General features: G+C 62.8%; 20 protein-coding genes and 1 other annotated feature. Of the genes, 7 read left to right on the plus strand and 13 right to left on the minus strand.

From position 1 onward, the window contains the following. Positions 1–59: 59 nt before the first annotated feature. Both cmoM and VZC39_RS10660 read right to left on the minus strand, forming a co-directional pair. The gene (gene cmoM / locus VZC39_RS10655) at positions 60–836 is read right to left on the minus strand and encodes a tRNA uridine 5-oxyacetic acid(34) methyltransferase CmoM (RefSeq protein ID WP_434662360.1); all 777 of its coding nucleotides are present in this window, start codon (positions 834–836) and stop codon (positions 60–62) included. 264 nt (positions 837–1,100) lie between these two features. Continuing rightward, positions 1,101–1,967: a pirin family protein gene (locus VZC39_RS10660; protein WP_434662362.1), complete on the minus strand. Its 867-nt coding sequence runs from the start codon at positions 1,965–1,967 to the stop codon at positions 1,101–1,103. 91 nt (positions 1,968–2,058) lie between these two features. On the opposite strand from VZC39_RS10660, the gene VZC39_RS10665 reads away from it, so the two are divergent. Continuing rightward, complete coding sequence (locus tag VZC39_RS10665) at positions 2,059–2,985, plus strand: LysR family transcriptional regulator (protein ID WP_434662363.1); 927 nt, start codon at positions 2,059–2,061, stop codon at positions 2,983–2,985. A gap of 154 nt (positions 2,986–3,139) precedes the next feature. Here the strand turns inward: VZC39_RS10665 and VZC39_RS10670 are convergent, their stop codons facing one another. The 4 genes from VZC39_RS10670 to VZC39_RS10685 form a co-directional block, all read right to left on the minus strand. Beyond that, on the minus strand, positions 3,140–3,469 hold the full coding sequence (locus VZC39_RS10670; RefSeq protein WP_349917646.1) for a YbaB/EbfC family nucleoid-associated protein: 330 nt from the start codon (positions 3,467–3,469) through the stop codon (positions 3,140–3,142). Positions 3,470–3,593: 124 nt separating this feature from the next. Further along, positions 3,594–6,158, minus strand: a complete 2,565-nt coding sequence (gene dnaX / locus VZC39_RS10675) for a DNA polymerase III subunit gamma/tau (protein WP_434662365.1) — start codon at positions 6,156–6,158, stop codon at positions 3,594–3,596. Positions 6,159–6,339: 181 nt separating this feature from the next. Continuing rightward, positions 6,340–6,885, minus strand: a complete 546-nt coding sequence (gene apt / locus VZC39_RS10680) for an adenine phosphoribosyltransferase (RefSeq protein WP_434662368.1) — start codon at positions 6,883–6,885, stop codon at positions 6,340–6,342. Positions 6,886–7,016: 131 nt separating this feature from the next. Beyond that, positions 7,017–7,394, minus strand: coding sequence for a YbaN family protein (locus VZC39_RS10685; RefSeq protein WP_349917650.1), 378 nt, complete (start codon positions 7,392–7,394; stop codon positions 7,017–7,019). Between the two features lie 208 nt (positions 7,395–7,602). Between VZC39_RS10685 and dusC the strand changes: the two genes are divergently transcribed. Both dusC and VZC39_RS10695 read left to right on the plus strand, forming a co-directional pair. Next, entirely contained in the window at positions 7,603–8,547 is a 945-nt protein-coding gene (dusC, locus tag VZC39_RS10690) for a tRNA dihydrouridine(16) synthase DusC (RefSeq protein ID WP_434662371.1), read from the plus strand. A gap of 98 nt (positions 8,548–8,645) precedes the next feature. Next, the gene (locus VZC39_RS10695; RefSeq protein WP_434662373.1) at positions 8,646–9,014 is read left to right on the plus strand and encodes a TraR/DksA family transcriptional regulator; all 369 of its coding nucleotides are present in this window, start codon (positions 8,646–8,648) and stop codon (positions 9,012–9,014) included. 204 nt (positions 9,015–9,218) lie between these two features. Here VZC39_RS10695 and rnd read toward each other — a convergent pair whose 3' ends face one another. From rnd to VZC39_RS10730, 7 genes are all read right to left on the minus strand, one after another. Beyond that, positions 9,219–10,331, minus strand: a complete 1,113-nt coding sequence (rnd, locus tag VZC39_RS10700) for a ribonuclease D (protein WP_434662376.1) — start codon at positions 10,329–10,331, stop codon at positions 9,219–9,221. A 103-nt stretch (positions 10,332–10,434) separates the two neighbouring features. Beyond that, on the minus strand, positions 10,435–12,111 hold the full coding sequence (gene fadD, locus VZC39_RS10705) for a long-chain-fatty-acid--CoA ligase FadD (RefSeq protein ID WP_434668456.1): 1,677 nt from the start codon (positions 12,109–12,111) through the stop codon (positions 10,435–10,437). 197 nt (positions 12,112–12,308) lie between these two features. After that, on the minus strand, positions 12,309–13,163 hold the full coding sequence (locus VZC39_RS10710; RefSeq protein WP_434662378.1) for an alpha/beta fold hydrolase: 855 nt from the start codon (positions 13,161–13,163) through the stop codon (positions 12,309–12,311). Beyond that, on the minus strand, positions 13,163–13,684 hold the full coding sequence (locus tag VZC39_RS10715) for a Slp family lipoprotein (RefSeq protein WP_349917660.1): 522 nt from the start codon (positions 13,682–13,684) through the stop codon (positions 13,163–13,165). Before VZC39_RS10715 ends, VZC39_RS10710 begins: the two co-directional genes overlap by 1 nt. 104 nt (positions 13,685–13,788) lie before the next feature. Then, a complete protein-coding gene (gene tsaB, locus VZC39_RS10720) occupies positions 13,789–14,502 on the minus strand; it encodes a tRNA (adenosine(37)-N6)-threonylcarbamoyltransferase complex dimerization subunit type 1 TsaB (protein ID WP_349917662.1) in 714 nt (237 codons plus the stop codon). A 203-nt stretch (positions 14,503–14,705) separates the two neighbouring features. Next, on the minus strand, positions 14,706–16,613 hold the full coding sequence (locus VZC39_RS10725) for an ATP-dependent DNA helicase (protein ID WP_349917665.1): 1,908 nt from the start codon (positions 16,611–16,613) through the stop codon (positions 14,706–14,708). A 115-nt stretch (positions 16,614–16,728) separates the two neighbouring features. Next, positions 16,729–16,980: a hypothetical protein gene (locus tag VZC39_RS10730; RefSeq protein ID WP_349917666.1), complete on the minus strand. Its 252-nt coding sequence runs from the start codon at positions 16,978–16,980 to the stop codon at positions 16,729–16,731. A 185-nt stretch (positions 16,981–17,165) separates the two neighbouring features. Beyond that, positions 17,166–17,294, plus strand: a sequence feature (His leader region). 24 nt (positions 17,295–17,318) lie between these two features. Here VZC39_RS10730 and hisG point away from each other — a divergent pair. The 4 genes from hisG (at position 17,319) to hisB (ending at position 21,855) form a co-directional block, all read left to right on the plus strand. Then, positions 17,319–18,215: an ATP phosphoribosyltransferase gene (gene hisG / locus VZC39_RS10735; RefSeq protein WP_349917667.1), complete on the plus strand. Its 897-nt coding sequence runs from the start codon at positions 17,319–17,321 to the stop codon at positions 18,213–18,215. A 10-nt stretch (positions 18,216–18,225) separates the two neighbouring features. Beyond that, positions 18,226–19,524 (plus strand): histidinol dehydrogenase, encoded by a 1,299-nt coding sequence (gene hisD / locus VZC39_RS10740; RefSeq protein WP_349917669.1) that lies wholly within the window; start codon positions 18,226–18,228, stop codon positions 19,522–19,524. 82 nt (positions 19,525–19,606) lie between these two features. Then, a complete protein-coding gene (gene hisC, locus VZC39_RS10745; protein WP_434662383.1) occupies positions 19,607–20,710 on the plus strand; it encodes a histidinol-phosphate transaminase in 1,104 nt (367 codons plus the stop codon). An 11-nt stretch (positions 20,711–20,721) separates the two neighbouring features. Next, positions 20,722–21,855, plus strand: coding sequence for a bifunctional histidinol-phosphatase/imidazoleglycerol-phosphate dehydratase HisB (gene hisB / locus VZC39_RS10750; RefSeq protein WP_349917672.1), 1,134 nt, complete (start codon positions 20,722–20,724; stop codon positions 21,853–21,855). The last annotated feature ends 14 nt before the right edge of the window (positions 21,856–21,869 follow it).

A 21,869-nucleotide genomic window follows, 5' to 3' on the forward strand; every position in this document is an offset into this window, starting at 1 on the left:
CCGGGGTCACTGTGCCCCGGTGATAATATCCCGCAAAAAGAGTGCCGGTGACGCCGCATTCAGCCAGCCGGTTTCTGGGCCATCACATGGATGTAGCGCCCAAGGGAGACAAAGGGTTCCTGTCGACAATAGTGCTGCTCCATGGCCAACAGATCCTCGAACTTCTCGTGCTGATCCTGCTTGTGGCGCATGTAGTCGTGGATGACGCGCACCCCGGTCTTGCCGATGATCTTGAGCCCCCCTCGACCGATCCAGTCATACACCTGCTCGGGCAGCTGCGGATTGGTGGGAGTCAGCGCGGTCTGGCGCTTCTTGTTCAGCCCCTGGCGCACATAGTCAAAGTTGCCCACCACCAGGCTCTGGAACAGCAAGCCGTGGCGGTTATAGAAAAGCAGCGACAGTATGCCCCCTGCATTGACGAAAGGGAACAGACCGAGCAGGGTCTGGCGCGGCTCGGCGAGCCACTCCAGCACGGCATGGCAGAGCACGAGATCAAAGGTGCCGCTCACATGGGACTTGAGCTCCTGGATGGGGCAATGGATGAGACGAATTCTGTCTTCCAGCCCCTGCTCGGCGATCTGGGTCCGGGCCAGATCCAGCATCTCGGCCGAGAGATCGCACAGCTCCACCCGATGGCCCATGGCCGCCAGCTTCTGGGCGAAGTAGCCAAACCCGCCGCCCGCATCCAGGATGCGCAGGGGTCGGTTGCCAAGCCGGACCAGACAGGCCTCGATGTCGCTCCACACCACAGTGGTGCGGATGCGCCCCTTGGTGGAGTCATAAATGTTGCGGGCGAACTTGTCGGCCCGCCCGTCGAAACTCTGATCTTGCTTCAAGAGAGCACTCGTCTTCTGCCACCCTGCCATTGGCTCGCCAGCTGGGCGCACGCAAGGGGATGCCGGGAAAAAAGAGGGCTATTTTGTCACATCCCGGATCCGCAGAAAATGCCGATGTTTCCCAAACTTGCCCGGGTTCACCTATCGACTCGGCGTCCATGGCGGGGGCTGGGTGAAAAAGCGGCGTTTCATGGCACAGGGAGAGCGCTAACCAACCCGGTACCTGAGGTACCGGGTTGCGAAAGGGTGAGAGATGGTCGGGGATTACTGGGGGATCTGGGCGAATCGCCCGCTGTTGAAGTCATCGATGGCCTGCACGATCTCGGCCTCGGTGTTCATCACGAAGGGGCCATAGCCGACGATGGGCTCATCGATGGATTCACCGCTCAGCAGCAACAGTACGGCGTCCTCACTGGCCTCTATCTGCACCTGGTTGCCACTGGGCTCCAGCAGCACCAGCTGCGCCTCCCCCGCCTCCTCCAGGCCATTGAACCGCACCCGCCCCTTGAGCACGACCAGGGCGCTGTTCCAGCCCTCCACCAACGGCAACAGGGTACTGGCGCCGCCATTCAATCGCAGATCCCAGACATTCATGGGGGTAAAGGTACGTGCCGGCCCCGTCTGCCCGGCCAGCTCGCCGGCGATGATGCGCACTACCCCGGCCCCGCCTGCGAGGGAATGCTCCGGTATGCTGTCGCTGCCGATGGCCTGATAGCCGGGGGACGACATCTTCTCCCTGGCGGGCAGATTGACCCAGAGCTGCACCATGTCGAGGGTGCCCCCCTGCTGACTGAACTCCTCGGCGTGGAACTCGTCGTGCATGATGCCGGACGCCGCCGTCATCCACTGCACATCCCCGGGGCCGATGATCCCGCCCTGCCCGGTAGAGTCGCGGTGGGCCACCTCCCCCTGGTAGACGATGGTGACCGTCTCGAAGCCCCGGTGAGGATGTTCACCCACCCCCCGTGGCGACGGGGACGGGGCAAACTCCATGGGGCCCGCCCTGTCGAGCAACAGGAAGGGGCTCATGGCCTTGCCATGGCTCTGGTAGGAGAACAGGGAACGCACCGGGAAGCCGTCGCCAACCCAGTGGGGACGCGGTGCACTGTAGATACCGATGACGCTTTTCATGGTCCACTCCAATACGATGATGATGCTTGGGATCATTATGTGGATGGAACGACCACGGCGGTAGGCGTAAGATCAGGTCTCAGCGTCCTATATGGTGAACTATGAAGTCATGGCTCCCGATCTCAACGACCTCTATTACTACGTCCAGGTGGTGGACAACGGCGGCTTTGCCCAGGCAGGTCGGGCCCTTAGCATCCCCAAATCCAAACTCAGCCGCCGCATCGCCCTGCTGGAGGAGCGGCTGGGGGTACGCCTCATCCAGCGCTCCAGCCGCAGTTTTCAGGTCACCGAGCTGGGGCTGGCCTATCTGGCCCGCTGCCGGGCCATGCTGGTGGAGGCCGAGGCCGCCCAGTCTCTCATCGACTCGACCCGCACCGAACCTTGCGGCGTGGTGCGCCTCTCCTGCCCCATCGATCTGCTCCACACCAAGGTGAGCAAGCTACTGGTGACCTTCGCCCTGCAATACCCCAGGATCAGCGTGCAGCTTGTCGGGGTGAACCGGGCGGTGGATCTGGTGAGCGAGGGGCTGGATGTCGCCATCAGGGTGAGACCCCTCCCGCTGGAGGACAGCGAGCTGGCCATGCGGGTGCTGGGGTATGCAAACCAGTGCCTGCTCGCGAGCCCCGCCCTGCTGGCCCGCCATGGCGAGCCCGGGGGACCGGCGGATCTGCTGGGTTGGCCAAGCCTTGGTCATGGCAGCACCATGGAGGGGCATCGCTGGCAGCTGCTGGGCCCGGAGGGGGCCGAAGTACGACAGCATCACAGCCCCCGCTTCGTCACGACCGACATGCAGGGGTTGCGGCAGGCGGCCATCGAGGGGCTAGGCGTCGTCCAGCTTCCCGTCATGATGGTGCAGGAGGCGCTCGACAATGGCAGTTTGCGGCATCTGCTGCCCGGCTGGGCGCCGCGCCAGGAGGTGATCCACGCGGTCTTCCCCAGCCGGCGAGGCCTGCTGCCTTCGGTGCGGGCCCTGATCGATCACCTCGCCCTGGGATTTGCCCCCATGGCGAAGCCGTGAGCCGGGACGGCCCCATGACACGACGCCCTGCCCCGTGCCTACCGCTGGCAAGGCACCCACCGAGCATCGGCTCGCTAAAAAAACCGGAAACAAAAAGGCCGAAGCAGGGCTCCGGCCTTTTCAGAAGCGGGCACCCGGGTGCCCGTCTCATGCCTTAGAACGGCAGCTTCATGCCCGGGGGCAGTTGCATGCCACCGGTCAGCTCGCCCATCTTGGCCTTGTTCTGCTCTTCGACCCGGCGCACGGCGTCATTGACGGCGGCGGCGACCAGATCCTCGATCATCTCTTTGTCATCGTCCATCAGGCTGGGATCGATCTCGATGCGGCGCACGCTGTGGCTGCCGGCCATGGTGACCTTGACCATGCCAGCACCGGCTTCACCGACTACTTCCATCTGGGCAAGCTGCTCTTGCATCTTCTGCATGCGCTCTTGCATCTGTTGGGCCTGTTTCATCAGGTTACCCATTCCACCTTTACCAAACATAGGTCGTCTCTCGTCTTGAAATCCGGCATACGCGCCGGGCTGTGGGCTCGTTCTACCCCAGATGGGGGCAGCCAACGGGTTTTTCAACCGGGAGCAGCTCCCGGTCTCCATTCATCAGTCACTCTCAACGGCTCAAGGGCTCGATGCTCTCGGGATGAAGCACGGCGCCAAAGCGCTGCTGCAGAAATTGTACATGGGGATCCTCGGCCAAGTCCCGGCTCACCTGCTCACGGACCCCGAGGTAGAGGCGGTGCTCTATCTCAAGGGGGGTTTCCTGGGCGGGATCCGTGCCAAGGGTCACCTCCACCTGCACCGTCCCCCCCAGTTCGGGGCCGATGATCTCGGCCAGATCGGCGCGGGCCCGATCGCTCACCAGGTGGCGCTGCTCGGGCTTGAGGGTGAGCAGCACTCTGTCTCCCTGCTGGCTCATCACCGAGTTGATGGCGAGCTGACGCAGACGCCCGCCCACACCGGTGCGGGCAATCAGCTCGGCCCAAGGGTCACCGCAGTTGACCAGCAAGGAAGAGGGAACGAGCCTTGGCACTTCCCCCTCCTCTTCCGGCTGGCTCTCACCTTCCAGTTCATCCCAGTCGATGGTCTCCATCAGGGGAACCAGCGGCACGTCATCTTGCACGGGGGCAGGCATGGGTGACGCAGACGGGGCCGCGGCGGCAGGCGCCTGGGCCATCGCAGGCGCTACCCCGTCCAGATCCCAGGGCGGCAGATCGTCCGGCGCGGGTCGTGCCATGACGGGTGCCGGCACGGTAGCGCGAGGGGCCGCAGTGGCTTGCGGTGCGGGGGCGCTGAAGGTATCGCCAAAGCCCTGGCTCAGATACTCCTCATAATCACTGCCGCTCTCCTCGTAGGCATCGAGGGGGGGCAGATCGTCATAGTTGGTCGCTGGCTGAACCGGGGCACCAATCGCACGGGGGTCGGTTGCAGGCACCTGGGAGAGTGCCTGGGCTTGCACCGCAGCCGGCTGAGCCGCCGCAGCTTGGGCCACCGCAGCTTGGGCCGACACAGATTGTGCCGTCGCGAGCGGCTTGCTCGGCGCCGTTCTTTGCGCTGCCGCCGGGGTGGTGGCGTCGCCGCGCAGACGGCTTCGCAGCAAGTTGCGCTTGCCAAGCAGGCTCTGCATGCTGGACGCGGCGGATGGCGCGGCTTGCTCCGCGGGTATCGCCTCTGGCGTGGCGATGGCATCAGCCGGCTCAGGAGACATGGCACCGGGCTGGGCGGTCACGGGCAGATCCGCCTCGGCGACTAGTGACACGGCTTCCGGCTGCGCATAGCCCATCTGGTGAGCAGCTTGCAGCAGTTCCTCCTGCTCGGCAAAGAGCGGCGTCAGCGTGTCATCCCCATCGACATCGTGGCCAGTTCCCGCTTCAGCCGACGTGTCTGGCGTCCTCTCGGCATTCCCATGCGGACGGACGCCTGCTGTTGCCGACCCGGAGATGGCCGTTACCGGCTCGGGATCGACCGATGCGACGGGGGCTGGCTCAACCCCGCGAGGCTTTCCCAGGGTGGCGGGTGCCGCCCCCCCCGCAGCCTGCGCTGGCACCATGGAGAGGGGGACCGCGCTCAGGTTGGCAGGATGCAGCACCTCGCGACGCGGGGAGAAGGCCAGCATGCGCAGGCAGGTCATCTCCAGTGCGGTGCGTCCGTCCGGTGCCCAGGGCAGGTCTTTGCGCCCCCCCAGCACGATTTGATAGCAAAGCTGCACCTCTTCCGGGCTCATCGCCTGGGCAAGCTGTAGCAAGGCATCGGCATCCGCCCCCTGCTCCTGCACACTGGCGGGGAGCAGCTGCGCCATGGCGACCCGGTGCAGCAAAGCTTCCAGCTCGGCATGCAATTGATCGAAATCCGGTCCCAGGGTGGCAATCTCGGTGATCTTGGCCATGGTCGCCGGGGCGTCCTGACGCAAGACGGCTTCCAGCAGCTGGTGCAGATGATGGTGGTCGAGCGTCCCCAGCATGGTGAGCACGCTGTCCAGCCGCACGCTGCCATTACCGTGGGCCAGGGCCTGATCGGTGAGGCTCAGGGCATCGCGCATGCTGCCATCCGCCGCCTTGGCGAGCGCCAGCAGGGCGCGGGGTTCAAATGGCTGCCCCTCCTGATCCAATACCCACTCCAGCTGTTTGGCGATCTGGCTCTGATCCAGGCTCTTCAGGTGGAACTGAAGGCAACGGGAGAGGATGGTGATGGGCAACTTCTGCGGATCCGTGGTGGCCAGCAGGAACTTCACATAGGGAGGCGGCTCTTCCAGGGTTTTGAGCAAGGCGTTGAAACTGTGACGCGACAACATGTGTACCTCATCGATGAGGTAGACCTTGAAGCGCCCACGGGCGGGTCTGTACTGGACATTGTCCAACAGCTCCCGGGTGTCTTCCACCTTGGTGCGGGACGCCGCATCGATCTCCAGCAGATCGACGAAGTTGCCCTGATCGATCTCCCGGCAGGTGTCGCAGACGCCACACGGGTGGCTGCTGATCCCCTGCTCGCAGTTGAGACTCTTGGCCAGGATGCGGGCAATGGTGGTCTTGCCGACCCCGCGGGTGCCGCTCAGCAGATAGGCGTGATGCAGCCGTCCCTGATCCAGGGCATTGGTCAAGGCGGTCAGCACATGCTGCTGGCCAACCACTTGTTCAAACGTATGGGGGCGCCATTTACGCGCCAGAACCTGATAGCTCATAGATCTCGATGCTGGAAAACGAGGCATTGAGCCGGATGCTAACACAAATGCGGGGCTGGCTGTATGGGGGATGAGGCGCCCGGGAAGGGATCGCTTCATTTTCAAACCGATGCCGGGGCAGCATGGGCCAAAACGCAAACAGGCAGGCTGATGAGGCCTGCCTGTCGGTCACATCGGCGGCTTATTCCCCGGCGAGTTCGACCAGGGAGACCACCTTGACGCCAGCGGCAGTCAGGCGGGCATCGCCCCCCAGGGACGGCAGGGAGATGATGAAGGCCGCATCGGCCACTTCACCACCGGCGCGGCGGATGAGCTTGACGGTGGCATCGACGGTGCCGCCGGTGGCCAGCAGATCGTCAACGACCAGCACCTTGTCACCGGGGACGATGGCATCGGTGTGCAGTTGCAGGGTGTCGGTACCGTATTCGAGGGCATAGGACTCCTCGATGACGGCGCGGGGCAGTTTGCCTGGCTTGCGCACCGGCACGAAGCCCAGACCCATAGCAAAGGCGACGGGGGCACCGAAGATGAAGCCGCGAGCCTCGGTGCCGACGATCTTGGTGATCCCTTGATCACGATAATGATTGGCCAGCAGATCAATGGTGGCCTTGAAGGCCTCTGCGTTCTCGATCAGGCTGGTGATGTCGCGAAACAGGATGCCCGGCTTCGGGTAGTCGGGAATGGTCTTGATGCTCGCTTCGATAAACTTCAGGGTATCCGGATTCATTATTTGACCGCTTATTTTTTGAGCCCTGCTGTGGCGGTTTGTGTGAATGCCGCCTGGGGCAATAAAAAGGCCCGTCACGCAAAAATGACGGGCCGACTCCATAGCATTATTGCTGCAATAGCTTAGGGATTTCACTTCTCCATTGCAACTGGCGCCAGCACCGGCAGACGCATTAACCAGGTGAGCAGGATCACCATAATAGCAACCAGCAAGAGCCGTACCCAGGGCATGGGGACCACCCAGAGCGATACCCCGAAGGAGATCAGGATAAAGATGATGGCCCGGCGTCTGGCATGGCGACGAATGCCGCGATATTGCTGCCAATCGGCAATGGGGGGACCAAACCAGGGGTGCGCCAGCAACCAGGCGTGAAAACGGGGGGATGAGCGGGCAAACAGCGCCGCCGCCAGCAACATGAAGGGGGTGGTCGGCAGCAGGGGCAGAACGATCCCGACAATCCCCGTGGCAAAGGCCAACCAGCCAAGGGCCATCAAACACCAACGCTTCATTCAGACTCCGGTTCAATACATCTTTCCCTAGCCTAGCAGACTTGCCCGAGGCACCGACAGCGCCGCGAGCGGCCCGGCGTCTGTCTGCCCGTTATCTGAGCGCCTCCCGTTATTGCCCCATTTAACTTGCGAAACGACGCTGACAGCGCCCCCCAATACCTCTACAATCTGCCCTCTTTTTGACTCCTTCACCCTGGCGGAAGCTGTTATGCGCGTTATTTTGGCCCCCATGCAGGGGGTGCTGGACCACCTGATGCGGGAGGTGCTCACCTCCGTCAACGATTACGACCTCTGTGTCAGCGAATTCATCCGCGTCGTCGATCAGTTGCTGCCCGCCAAGGTATTCCATCGCCTCTGTCCCGAGCTGCGCCAGGACGGCAAGACCCGCGCCGGCACCCCGGTGCGGGTGCAGTTGCTGGGACAACACCCCGAGTGGCTGGCCGAAAACGCGGTGCGCGCCATCGAGCTCGGCTCCCCCGGGGTGGATCTCAACTTCGGCTGCCCCGCTCCCACGGTCAACAAGAGCAAGGGAGGGGCCGTGCTGCTCAAGGAGCCCGAGACCATCTATCGGATCGTCAAGGCGGTGCGTGAAGCGGTGCCCGCCCACCTGCCGATCAGCGCCAAGATCCGCCTCGGTTACGATGACAAGGCCCTCTATCTGGACAACGCCCAGGCGGTCTATCAGGCCGGGGCCTGCGAGCTGGCGGTCCATGCCCGCACCAAGCAGGAAGGCTACAAGGCGCCGGCCCACTGGGAGTACGTGGACGCCATCCGCCGCGCCCTGCCCATTCCGGTGACCGCCAACGGGGAGATCTGGGATCACGCCGATGCGCTCAGCTGCGCCCAGGTCTCCGGCTGCGAGTCCCTCATGGTGGGGCGCGGGGCCATCTCCCTGCCCAACCTCGCCAACGTGATGAAAACCGGGTGCGCCCACATGAGCTGGGCCGAGGTGCTGCAACTGATGGTGAGCTACACCGAGCAGGATCTGGCGAGCGAGAAGGCGGATTACTATCCCAGCCGGATCAAGCAGTGGTTCAGTTACCTAAAACGCGAATATCCTGAGGCTGACGACCTTTTCCGGGATATTCGTCTGCACAAGGAAACAGGACCTATTCGGGAAGCCTTGCTGCAAGCCGCAAAAACTGTGAGCTAACCGACCTTTACTTGACTCATGTCATCTCGACAATCCACACGTCTCCCTATACTGGCCGAGTTTTATAAACCGTATCTAAGGGGGCGAGTGTGTGTGACATGACACCAGCCCAGCTGGCCGAGTGGCGTGAGCGCTTGCAGGCAGACTGGGCGCAAGTGAGAGAAGAGCTGATTGCCGAACTGAAGGCCAACCGGCGCAGCGACTGGGCAGAGCAGATCGAGGGTTGTGAACGCGACCAGCTGGTGGATCTCATCACCCGCCTGCGGCTACCCAAGGTGGACCTGCTGATCGCCCGTCTCAAGCGCATCGATGCCGCCCTCTGCCAGATGGATCTCGACCTCTATGGTTTATGCTCCGACTGCGAGGAGCCACTGACCCTCGCCCAGCTGGCGCAAGATCCCAGCCTGCAACGCTGCCCGTCCTGCGAAACCCGCTACCGCAGAGGGTTCCACGCGCACGAACTATGAAGGGGGGACGCCCTGTGCCCCTCTCTGTTTGCCTACCCCTCCCCGCCTCTTCCCGATAACGCCATCGCCCCTCATGGGGTAGCACCTCTGTCTGCCGGTTTTTACCGTAGCAGCATCTTTCTCTACCCGGCAGACTCGCCACCATAGAAAAGGGAAGCCATCGGCTTCCCCTCTTGTCATCTCGACTGTGTCAGCGGCCCGGCATCACTGGGCCAGCAGGTGGCCCACCAGTTCATGGCGCCAACCCTGCAGCAGCATGGGCTTGTCGGCCCGGGCCCGCTCCTCGTCGCTCATGCGCCAGCTCCAGGTGAAGTACTGGTGAATGATCTTCTTGCTCGCCACCAGCTCGGGGGGAACATTGCTGGCCTTGGCCTTCTCTTCCACCATGCCCTTGATGCGCTTGAGTTCAGCCTTGTACTGGGGGTAATCCACCAGTCGGCGAATGGGCTCGGGCCAGCTCTCCGGCGCGCTCTGCTGGGCATTGGCGACGATATCCAGCATCCGCTTGCCGTGGATCTTGATCTCGATGGGGGCCAGCCCCAGCTCGTTGAGGTCGCGCAGCGAGGCGGGTTTGCGTTCCGCCACCTTGAACAGGTGCAGCTCCTTGACCACGAAGTTCAGGGCCAGATCCCGGCGCACCGCCTCCTGCTGGCGCCAGGCGGCCAGTTCCCGCAGGATGGCAAGCTCCCGGCGCCCCAGCTGCCAGGCGTTGACTATCTCGAGATAAGCCTGACGGGGATCGCTGCTCTGGGTCTTGCGGGCGCAGTGGTTCTGGCACTCCTGCTCGAACCATGCCTGCTTGCCGCTCTCTCGCAACTGGGCCATCACCTTGTCGTAGAGGGGCAGCAGATAGAAGACGTCGGCGGCCGCGTATTCGAGCTGACGGGCGGTCAATGGACGGGCCAGCCAGTCGGTGCGCGCCTGATCCTTTTCAAGCTCCACCCCGAGGAACTCCTTCACCAGGGCGCCGAAGCCCACGGAGACGCCATGGCCGAGGAAGGCCGCCGCCAGCTGGGTGTCGTGCATCAGGTTCGGCAGATGTCCCGCCTGATGCTGGATGAGTTCCAGATCCTCACCGGAGGCGTGCAGGATGGCGACCTGCCCTGCCTGGCCCAGACGCTGCCAGAGGCCGGACAAGTCCAGGGTCAGGGGATCCAGCAGGGCCAGTTGATGGCCGTCGTAGATCTGGAACAGACCGAGCTGGGGATAGTAGGTACGGGTGCGCACGAATTCGGTATCGATGGCCAGAGGAACGTCTGCCAGGGCGGCGAGATACTGTTCCAGTTCGGCTTGCTGTGAAATGAGTTGATATTGCATCTTTACCTGCACCTTGGTCGAAGATAAGGGTCGAAGTCCGGAGCCCCAAAAAGAAAAAACCGTGGGTTGACCCACGGTTTTGCACGATATCGTGTCTTGCCCGTTACTGCTTCGCAATTTCCTCGTCGCGCAACACGCGGCGCAGGATCTTGCCCACATTGGTCTTGGGAAGTTCGTCACGAAATTCTACCAGTTTCGGTACCTTATAGGCAGTCAGATGTTTGCGGCAGTGGGCAATAATCTCATCCTCCCGCAGGCTTGCGTCTTTCTTGACCACGAAGATCTTCACCAGTTCGCCGGATACCTTGTGGGGCACGCCCACCGCCGCCACTTCCAGCACCTTGGGATTGAGGGCCACCACGTCTTCAATCTCGTTCGGATAGACATTGAAACCGGAGACCAGGATCATGTCCTTCTTGCGATCCACGATCTTGAAGAAGCCCTGATCGTCGCACACCGCGATGTCACCGGTGCAGAGCCAGCCATCCTGCATCACCTCGGCGGTGGCCTCCGGGCGCTGCCAGTAACCGGTCATCACCTGGGGGCCGCGTACCTGCATCTCCCCCGGCTTGCCGAGCTCGTTGATCACCTGGCCATCATCGTCCACCAGACGAATGTCGGTGGAGCAGACCGGCAGACCGATGGAGCCGTTGTAGTCCACCAGATCGTAGGGGCAGACGCTCACCAGGGGTGAGCACTCGGTCAGGCCATAGCCTTCCAGCAGCGGGGTCTTGGTCAGCCCCTTCCACTGCTCGGCCACCGCCCGCTGCACCGCCATGCCGCCGCCGATGGTGAGCTTGAGGCGGGAGAAGTCCATGGTCCGAAACTCGTCGTTGTTGACCAGGGCGTTGAACAGGGTGTTGACCCCGGTGATGCAGGTGAAGGGGTATTTCTTGATCTCTTTGACAAAGCCCGGGATGTCGCGGGGGTTGCTGATGAGCAGGTTGTAGCCCCCGAGGCGCATGAACAGCAGGCAGTTCACGGTCAGGGCGAACACGTGGTAGAGCGGCAGCGCGGTCACCACGAACTCCTTGCCACGCTCCAGCACGGGGCCGTAGACGCCGAGGCACTGTTCGACGTTGGCAATCATGTTGCGGTGAGTCAGCATGGCCCCCTTGGAGAGGCCCGTGGTGCCACCGGTGTATTGCAGGAAGGCGATGTCCTGGTTGCCGATCTCCGGCTTGATGTACTGCAGGTAGCGCCCCTTGGCGAGGGCCTGGCGCATGGTGCTGGCGTGGGGCAGGTTGTATTTGGGGACCAGCTTCTTGACGTATTTCACCACGAAGTTGACCAGGGTCCCCTTGGCCAGTCCCAGGTTGTCCCCCATCCGGGTCAAGATCACGTGCTTGACCGGTGTGTTGTAGACCACCTTCTCCAGGGTATGGGCGAAGTTGGAGACGATGATGATGGCACGGGCGCCGGAGTCGTTGAGCTGATGTTCCAGCTCGCGCGGGGTGTAGAGCGGATTGACGTTCACCACCGTCATGCCGGCGCGCAGGATGCCGAACACGGCGATGGGATACTGGAGCAGGTTCGGCATCATCACCGCAACCCTGTCCCCTCTGGCCAGTTTCAGCTCGTTTTGCAGGTAGGCGGCAAAGGCGCGGGACTGCTCTTCCAGCCGGCGATAGGTGATGGTCTGCCCCATGTTGACGAAGGCGGGCTGATCGGCGAACTGGGTCACCGACTCTTCAAACATCTCGACCAGAGAGCCGTATTGGTCTGGATTGATCTCGGCGGGAACCCCGTTTGGATAACGCTTCAGCCAGACTTTTTCCACGAACTTCTCCTGCATAACTCGCACCTGTGCACTCACTGTGTTGCCTCCGTCCCTGTTCCACATCTTTTCAATCAGTTGTTTTAAGCTCAAGCTCTAACGTCGCCATAGTTACACAAGGCAACATCGATTAACAGCATATTAACAACGAGAAAGTGTGAGGGAGAAAGCAAACCTGAAAGGATTCAAAGCCGCCGATCCTACCGGATCTGGCAGAAACTTTCGATACAAACGGCGGTTTGCGCTGAATTATCCATATGAAAATGATGATTTCCTGCCACTACCGCCATTTCTATCTGTCTGAATGCCCCGGCCCGCTGTTGCCACTGTGTCTGCAAGGCAGCAAATCCCTGCTCGCCGCGGATGAAGAGCACGGGAGAGCGGATGGCGCGGATCAGCGCCCTGGCCTGCCCCTCGCTCATGCGCAGGGGTGAGAGATCCCGCAGGCGCGGATCGCAGCGCCAGTGCCAGCGCCCCTCCCGCACCACGAGCTGGCGCTCGCAGATGAGGCGTGCGGCATCCACGCCGATATCCGCCACCTTGCAGCGAGCCGCCACCGCCTCCTCGACGGAAGCAAAGCCGGCCGCAGCCCGCTCCCGGGTGCGACTGCGGTTGAGGATGGCCCGGCGCAGTTGATCCGGCACCTCGTCGTCCGGCTGGCTGAGTGGCCCGAGCCCTTCCAGCAGGATGAGCCGGCTCACCTGATCCGGGAAGACACCGGCATAGGCGCAGGCGATGAGCGCCCCCAGCGAGTGGCCCAGCAGCATGAACGGCGGCCAGCCAGCCGCCTGGACAATCTGATGAAGATCGTCCAGCCAGTCGACGAACACATAGGGGGTCGGCTTGTGATCCGAATGGCCGTGTCCCGGCAAGTCGATGCAGATCAGGTGAAACCCCTCGAGATGAGGGGCAAGGGGCAGGAAGGAGGCGGCGTTGTCGAGCCAGCCGTGCAGGGCGATCAGCAGGGGCTTGCCCTGCTGACCATTATCCAGCAGGGCAACCCGGCGGCCATTTGCCAGGGTGAGGCTGCGCGCTTGCAGCGGCGCCTGGCTCATCACCAGTAACGGTGGTAGGGCCGTCTCGGCCAGAAGGGATCATAGAAGGGGTCGTAGAAGTACGGATCCGCGTAGCGGATCTCCACCTCTTTGACCGGTGGCCACAGCTTGCTGGCGTTCACCTTGAGCACGGAGAAACGGTACTTGTGCTTGCCTATCTCGCTCTCCTCCGGTGACTCCAGGGTGCCGAGCACCGTCAGACTGCGGCCCTTGGCATAAAGGCCGGGATCCGCAAAGCCCTTCATGATGGCGAGGAAGCGCCCAGGGCTTTTCTCGGTCTGGGTGGGTACCCCGTTGCTTTTCAGCGGCAGGTAGACCACCTCGATGATGCTCTGATCCTGCTCGTTGTGTACCGCGGCGATCACCCCGCTCCAGCGGGCGGGCTTGCCGTTCATCCCCTCCAGGGCGGGCTGATAGGCCACCAGGGCACTCTCGGGTTCATAGGCCAGCTCCTTGGGCACGGAGCTGCAGGCACTGAGCAGCAGCCCCATCAGACCCAGCACTATCATGCGTTTCATCATTCGCTCTCCTTCATGCCGGGCCATGCCCGAATTGACTCTTCATGCCCGAGGTGGCAATCCCCCTTGCCGCAATAGATGTCGTGCCTCTGGGCGAGGCCCATTCATCACTCGCGACCGGGCAGCTTCTTCCAGGTGACCTTGTCACGCAGGTAGACAGGGGTCGCCTGCTCCACCGGCACCGCTTCACCCTCCAGCCAGGCCCGGCGTGCCAGCGGCAACATGTCGAGGGCCGCCGGGAAACGAACCTGCTGACTCGATACCTGTGTCTGCGCCAGGGTTCCCAGAGCCTCGCCATAGGTTTCAAAGCCGGTGCCGACCGCAAACCAGTTGCCCGCGAGCGCCCCGTTTGCCGTCAACTCACCCGCCAGCGCCAGGGGTTCGCTCACCACCTCGTCCCCCACCAGTACCATGCAATCTTCTTGCAGATCAAAGCGGCCGAAGTAAACCTCGTTCATCCGGGCATCGATGGCGCTGAGCACCTTGTCCGCCCCTTCCAGCCGATGCACGCCCTGGGCCATGGCCGCCAGGGTGGAGATACCGATAAGCGGCACACCGGCCCCAAAGGCCAGCCCCTGAGCCACGCTGATCCCGATCCGTACCCCGGTGAAAGAGCCGGGGCCACGACCGAAGGCAATGGCATCGAGCTGATCCAACGATAAACCGGCCTCCTCTAACACAGCCTGAACCATGGGCAGGATTTTGCGGGTGTGATCCCGCGGCGCCTCTTCCCAGCGGGAGAACACCTTGTCCCCCACCAGCAGGGCGGCGGAGCAGGCTTCGGTGGCGGTATCAACGGCCAGGATCTTCAACTCATCCATTCTTTTTATGCTCTTCACATCAGTCAGTTAAGTCATCGGCAGGTCTCACCTGCCCTGTTCATGTTCGGCGAGGCGCCAGGGCCCCTCGCAGCAATCCGGAGATCTGTCACCAACAGATCCTCCCTCGCCCCTCTTTTCTGCAACACGTTTTTGCAACACGTTTTTGCAACACGCCAGAGCGGCGAGCTCGCCCCGTTCAAGCGTCAGCTGCGCTGGAAGAACGCCCCTACCCCGTTGAGATCGCGGGTGCGCGGAATGGCGGGCAAGCTCTTGATGAAGGTGGCGCCATAGGGCTTGTTGACCATGCGTGGATCACAGATGACCAGCACGCCGTGATCACTGCGATCACGGATGAGCCGTCCCACCCCCTGTTTCAAGGCGATCACCGCCTTGGGCAGCTGGATATCGGCAAAGGGATCGCCCCCCTTCAGCTTGCAGTCGTCGACCCGCGCCTTGAGCAGGGGGTCGTCAGGGCTCGCAAACGGCAGCTTGTCGATGATAACACAGGACAAGGCGGCCCCTCGCACGTCTATCCCCTCCCAGAAACTGCTGGTGGCCACCAGCACGGCGCGGCCGTTCTCGACAAACGTCTTGAGCAGCCGCTGCTTGTTGTCTTCCCCCTGCAGCAAGACGGTGCGGCCTATCTCCCGGCGCAGCACCTCCGCCACCTGGCGCATCACCTGGTGGCTGGTACAGAGGAAGAAACAGCCTCCCGGAGTCTTGTTGATGAGCGGGATCATCAAGGTCGCGAGCTGCTCACCCCGCCCGAAGGCATTGGGCTCGGGCAGATAGCGGGGCACACAAAGACGTGCCTGCTCGCCATAGTCAAACGGGCTGTCGAGGATCAGCTCGGCGCTGCCGGCCAGCCCCAGCTCGGTCTTGAAGTGGTCGAAGCGCATATCCACCGTCAGGGTGGCGGAGGTAAAGACCCAGGTCACCTCGGGTCGCAGCACCTCGGCGCCGAAGCGCTCGGCCACCGATAGCGGGGTGAGGCTCAAGGTAAAGTGCAGGCGCGAGCACTCATACCAGTAGGAGAAACCGCTCTGGTTGACGGCGAGCACCTCGCCCAAGCGAGTGCGCAGCTCGCTGATGCGCTCGAAGCAGTGATCGAGCTGCTCGCCCCGCCCGAGGGCAAGTTTGAGCACCTCGTAACACAAACCCAATGCATCGTTGAGGCGGGCCAGCGCCTGGGCCCACAGTGGCAGACGCAGCATGTCGCGGGTATTGCCGCGGCCCCCGTCCACCCCGAAGGCCAGACGCAAGTCCTGGCTTGCGATGGCAAGCCGGTCCGCCGCCTTGCCAAGCTGGGCCATGTCATGGGCCTCGGCTCGATAGGCCAGCTGGATGTCTTGAGCCAGATCCTGGATGGTGCGACTGCCCACCGACTTGCCGAAGTAGTTGGTGGCGATCTCGGGCAACTGGTGCGCCTCGTCGAACACATAGACCTGCGCCTCTGGCACCAGCTCGCCGAATCCTGTGTCTTTTACCGCCATATCGGCGAAGAAGAGGTGATGGTTGATCACCACCACCTGGGCTTCCATGGCCCTGCGGCGGGCCACCACCAGGTGGCAGTCGTCATAATAGGGGCAGTCACGGCCGAGGCAGTTGTCGTTGGTGCTGGTGACCTGGGGGAGGATCTCGGCGTTCTCCTGCAGCTCCGGAATATCCCCCACATCGCCAGTCAGGGTGGCGGTGGACCAGGATTTCACCTTGACCAGATCGCTCAATACCTCAGGCTTTTGCAGGTGGGATTCGCTGAGCAGGCGGTTCATCCGCTCGATGCAGAGATAATTGCTGCGCCCCTTGAGCAGGGCCACCGGCGGGGTATAGGCGAGCGCCTCGGTGATGGTGGGCAGATCCCGGTAGAACAGCTGCTCCTGCAGGTTCTTGGAGCCGGTGCTGATCACCACCCGCTTGCCGGATTCCAGCGCCGGCACCAGGTAGGCGTAAGTCTTGCCGGTCCCCGTTCCCGCCTCCACCAGCAGACGGCCGCCACTGTCGATGGCGCTGGCCACCGCTTGTGCCATCTCCAGCTGGGGCGCACGGGCCTTGAAGCCATCGATATGACGGGCCAACGGGCCGTCAGGCTTGAACAGGGTCTGTATGGTCAAAGGGGAGTCCCGCGCAAAAGCGGCATTATGCCAAACCTGAAGGCAAAGCGGGATCGCTAAATCTGGCCCCGCCCTCCCATGCCACCAATCCGGGCCTGCGGTCGGCGTGACAGGGTCAGACGAAGATATCAATCTTGTGCTCTGGATCGGGCTTGTGATCGTCATCTTTGGATACCTTCTGATCACGACTTCCCTGGGAATGGGGAGCCTGCTCCGAGCCGCTGTCACCGCCCGTACCACCATCGGCGCTGGTCTTGCGCAGCTTGTGTTTCTGGCTTATCTCTGTCACCTCCCGCTTGATGTCATCGGGGCTCGGGGCCGCTGGTGCGCGCGGCAAGATGGGGAACAGCAGATCCTGGCTTGGCATGGGACGACTCCGATTGGGTTGATTGATTGGATATCGACCAATAAATCGCTTTCTTGATTTTAATTCATCAAGACACATTCTCGGGTTGCAATTTCCGTCAAGGTCGGTAATGTAAATCGGGCGTCATTTACGACATCTTTTTTGTAAAGGATTCAATACATGAAGTTCAGCCAACTGAAGACTCATCACCACCATCATCATCCCGAATAGTCTTTCAGGAGGTTGACTGCTGGAAGACACTTAACTGGTGACTTCCAAAAGGACCGCAAGATTCATAAACCCTCGGAAGCACACACTTCCGAGGGTTTTTTCGTTTTTGACTAGAAGGAAATCGAGCAATGGAAACACAACGTCTGCGCATCGCCATGCAAAAGTCCGGTCGCCTGAGCCAGGACTCCCAGGCCCTCTTCAAGAGCTGCGGCCTCAAGATCAACCTGCGGGAACAGCGCCTCATCGCCCATGTCGAGAACATGCCCATCGACATCCTGCGGGTGCGCGATGACGATATCCCCGGGTTGGTGATGGAAGGGGTGGTCGACCTTGGCATCATCGGCGAGAACGTGCTGGAAGAGGTGCAGCTCATCCGCGCCGCCCAGGGCCAGCCCTCGGCAGTCAAGGTGCTCAAACAGCTCGATTTCGGCGGCTGCCGCCTGTCGCTTGCCGTCCCCGATGACGTGGAATACCAGGGCCCGGCGAGCCTCGCCGGCAAGCGCATCGCCACCTCCTACCCCGGCCTGCTCAAACGCTTCTTCGACGAGCAGGGCCTTGGCTTCAAGAGCGTGATGCTGGGAGGCTCGGTGGAAGTCGCCCCCCGCGCAGGATTGGCGGATGCCATCTGCGATCTGGTCTCCACCGGCGCGACCCTGGAGGCCAACGGTCTGCGTGAAGTGGAAGTCATCTACCGTTCCAAGGCGGTGCTGGTGCAGGCCCCCAATCCCTTGAACGAGGCCAAGCAGAAGATCATCGACAAGCTGCTGCCCCGCATCCAGGGCATGCAGCAGGCGCGCGAAAGCAAGTACATCATGCTGCACGCCCCGAAAGAGAAACTCGATGCCATCACCTCCCTGCTACCCGGCGCCGAGCGCCCTACCATCATGCAGCTCGCCGGTGACACCAACCAGGTGGCCCTGCACGTCGTCTCCAGCGAAACCCTGTTCTGGGAAACCATGGAACAGCTCAAGGCCCTGGGTGCCAGCTCCATCCTGGTGCTGCCCATCGAGAAGATGATGGAATAAGGAGAGCGCCATGCAGACCCTGATCTGGAAGACCCTCTCCCCCACCCAGCAAGCCGACGTACTGACCCGGCCTGCCCTTGGCGACGAGGCGGATATCGGTGCCGTGGTGCAAGACATCATCGCCTCCGTCCGCAGCCGGGGAGATGCCGCCCTGCGTGAACTCAGCCAGCGTTTCGAACGTGCGCCCCGCGAGCAGTTGCGAGTGAGCGAGGCCGAGACGGATGCCGCCTGCGCGCGCCTCGGCGCTGACATCAAAGATGCCATCAATGCAGCCATCAACAACATTCGTACCTTCCACAGCGCCCAGAAGCAGCAGATTGTGCGGGTAGAGACCCAGCCCGGCGTCGTCTGTGAGCTGCGCACCCAGCCCATCGGCCGGGTCGGCCTCTATGTGCCGGGGGGCAGTGCGCCACTCCCCTCCACCGTGATGATGCTGGCCATCCCTGCTGCGATAGCCGGTTGCCGGGACGTGGTGCTCTGCACCCCGTCCCCCGCCAGCGACGAGATCCTGTTTGCCGCCCGCGCCTGCGGCGTCAAGCAAGTGTTTGCCATCGGCGGTGCCCAGGCCATCGCCGCCATGGCCTATGGCACCGAGTCCATCCCGAAAGTGGACAAGATCTTCGGCCCGGGCAACGCCTATGTGACCGAGGCCAAGGGCCAGGTCTCCCGGGACTGGCGTGGCGCCGCCATCGACATGCCGGCCGGCCCCTCCGAGGTGCTGGTCATCGCCGACGACAGCGCCAACCCCGCCTTCGTGGCGTCCGACCTGCTCTCCCAGGCCGAGCACGGCCCGGACAGCCAGGTGGTACTGGTCACCACCTCGCCCCGTCTGGCCGATGCCATCAGCGGCGAGATCAAGGCCCAGCTGGCCAGGCTCAGCCGCCGCGACATCGCGGCCAAGGCCCTCGGCGCCAGCCTGGTGATCCTGTGCGACGATCTGGACGAGGCCTGCACCATCTCCAACGCCTATGCCCCCGAGCACCTCATCGTGCAGACCGAGGCGCCGCGGGATCTTCTGGACAGGCTGGAAAATGCCGGCTCCATCTTCCTCGGGCAGTGGACGCCGGAATCCGTGGGAGATTACGCCAGCGGCACCAACCACACCCTGCCCACCTACGGCTATGCCCGCACCTGCTCGAGCCTGGGGCTCGCCGACTACCAGCGCCGCTACACGGTGCAGGAGCTGAGCGCGGAGGGGATCAAGGGGCTTGGCCCCATCGTTGAGCGCATCGCCGAGGCGGAAGGGCTCGATGCCCACAAGAATGCCGTTACCCTGAGGCTGAAGGCACTGCAGCAGGGGCAGTCATGAAGATGACAGCCCCAGCGGGCCTCGCTGCCCGCCCAGACAGCACCGTCACCCTGAAACTCACAGCACTGCAGAAGGATTTGTCATGAGCATCGCCAATCTGGCTCGCCGCGTGGTGCGGGCCCTCACCCCTTATCAGTCTGCCCGCCGCATCGGTGGCAAGGGCAACGTCTGGCTCAACGCCAACGAGGCGCCCCTGGCCTATCCCTTCACCATCGAGGGCAGCCGCCTCAACCGCTACCCCGAGTGTCAGCCCGCAGAGGTCGTCAACAGCTACGCCGCCTATGCGGGGGTCAATCCGGATCAGGTACTGGTGAGCCGAGGCGCCGACGAGGCCATCGAGCTGCTCATTCGCACCTTCTGCGAGGCCGGTGAAGATCAGATCCTCATCTGCCCGCCCACCTACGGCATGTACGCCATCAGCGCCGAGACCTGCGGGGTCGGCATCGTCGAGCAACCCCTGACCGCCAGTCGCCAGCCGGACTGGCCCGCCATCCAGGATCGCCTCTCTGACGTGAAACTGGTGTTCCTCTGCTCCCCCAACAACCCCACCGGGGATCTGGTGGGCCGCAAGGGGCTCGTCAAGCTGCTGGAGAAGGCTCAGGATCGCGCCATCATAGTGGTGGACGAGGCCTATATCGAATTCTGCCCCGAGGCTTCGGTGGTGGACCTGCTCGCCCGCTTCCCGAACCTGGTGGTGACCCGCACCCTCTCCAAGGCCTTTGCGCTCGCCGGGATCCGCTGCGGCTTCACCCTCGGCAATCCGGAGGTCATCGCCATGCTGGCCAAGGTGATCGCCCCCTACCCCATTCCCGACCCCATCGCCCAGATAGCGAGCCAGGCGCTTTCCTCCATCGGGCTGGAACTGATGCAGGAGCGGGTACTGGAGCTCAACAGGCAAAAAGCCCTCATCAAGGCCGAGCTCACCCGCCTCCCCTGCGTGCAGGAGATCTTCGAGGACAAGGGCAACTTCGTGCTGGTGCGTTTCAAGGATGGCGCCGCCGTCTTTGCCGCCATGAAGGCCGCTGGCATCATCTTGCGGGATTTTTCCAGCAAACCCGGGCTCGACAACAGCATTCGCATCACCATCGGCTATCAGGGAGAGATGGACGCCGTACTGGCCGTGCTGCGCACCCTGCCAAAGGACGCCAGCCTGACGGCCAGCAACCAGCCCGCCGCCAACGTATAAGGACGTAACAGATGAAGACCCCGTTTTTGTTTATCGACCGTGACGGCACCCTGATCGAAGAGCCGGTGACCGACAAGCAGGTGGACAGCCTCGCCAAGCTGCGCTTCGAGCCCATGGTGATCCCAGTGCTGCGTGAGCTCCAGGCCGCCGGTTACGTGCTGGTGATGGTGACCAACCAGGATGGGCTCGGCACGGCCAGCCTGCCCCTCGAGGACTTCCAGCCTCCCCACGATCTGATGATGCACCTGTTCGAATCCCAAGGTGTGCAGTGGGAGCAGGTGCTGATCTGTCCCCACTTCCCCACCGACGGTTGCAGCTGCCGCAAGCCTCACCTCGGCCTGGTGAAGGAGTACCTCGCCTCCGGTCGCATCGACTTTGCCAACTCCTTCGTGATTGGGGATCGCCAGACCGATCTCCAGCTCGCCGAGAACATGGGCATCCGCGGCATTCGCTATCACCCGCAAGATCACGGCTGGATCGCCATCCGTGATCAGCTGCTCTCCCGGGGACGCATCGCCGAGGTGGAGCGCTACACCAAGGAGACCCGCATCCAGGTGGCGGTGGATCTCGACAAGAGCGGTGGCAACCAGATCGTCACCGGCATCGGTTTCTTCGATCACATGCTGGATCAGATAGCGACCCACGCCGGTTTCAGGTTGAAGCTGAAAGTCAGCGGCGATCTGCACATCGACGATCACCACACGGTGGAAGACGTGGGGCTGGCCCTGGGTCAGGCCCTGCGCCAGGCGCTCGGTGACAAGCGCGGCATCGGCCGCTTCGGCTTCGTGCTCGCCATGGACGAGGTGCAGGCGGTGATCGACGGCCGTCCGCGCCAGAGCGACGCGGCGCCCTCCCTCACCGAACTGGACGTGGCCACGGCGCTGGATTTGAGCGGCCGCCCCTACTTCGTGTTCGACTGCCCGAGCGGCTTTGGCCGCGACAGCGTCGGCGAGATGGCCACCGAGATGGTGCCCCACTTCTTCCGATCGCTCTCGGACGCCATGGCCATCACCTTGCAGATGAAGGTCGGCAGCGGCAACACCCACCACCAGGTGGAAGCCCTGTTCAAGGGCTTCGGCCGCGCCCTGCGCCAGGCCATCCGGGTCGAGGGGAGCGAACTGCCCTCCAGCAAGGGAGTGTTGTGATGGCCAAGCAAAAT

This window comes from Aeromonas sp. NJAU223, assembly GCF_051125555.1.
GTDB lineage: Bacteria > Pseudomonadota > Gammaproteobacteria > Enterobacterales > Aeromonadaceae > Aeromonas > Aeromonas veronii_G.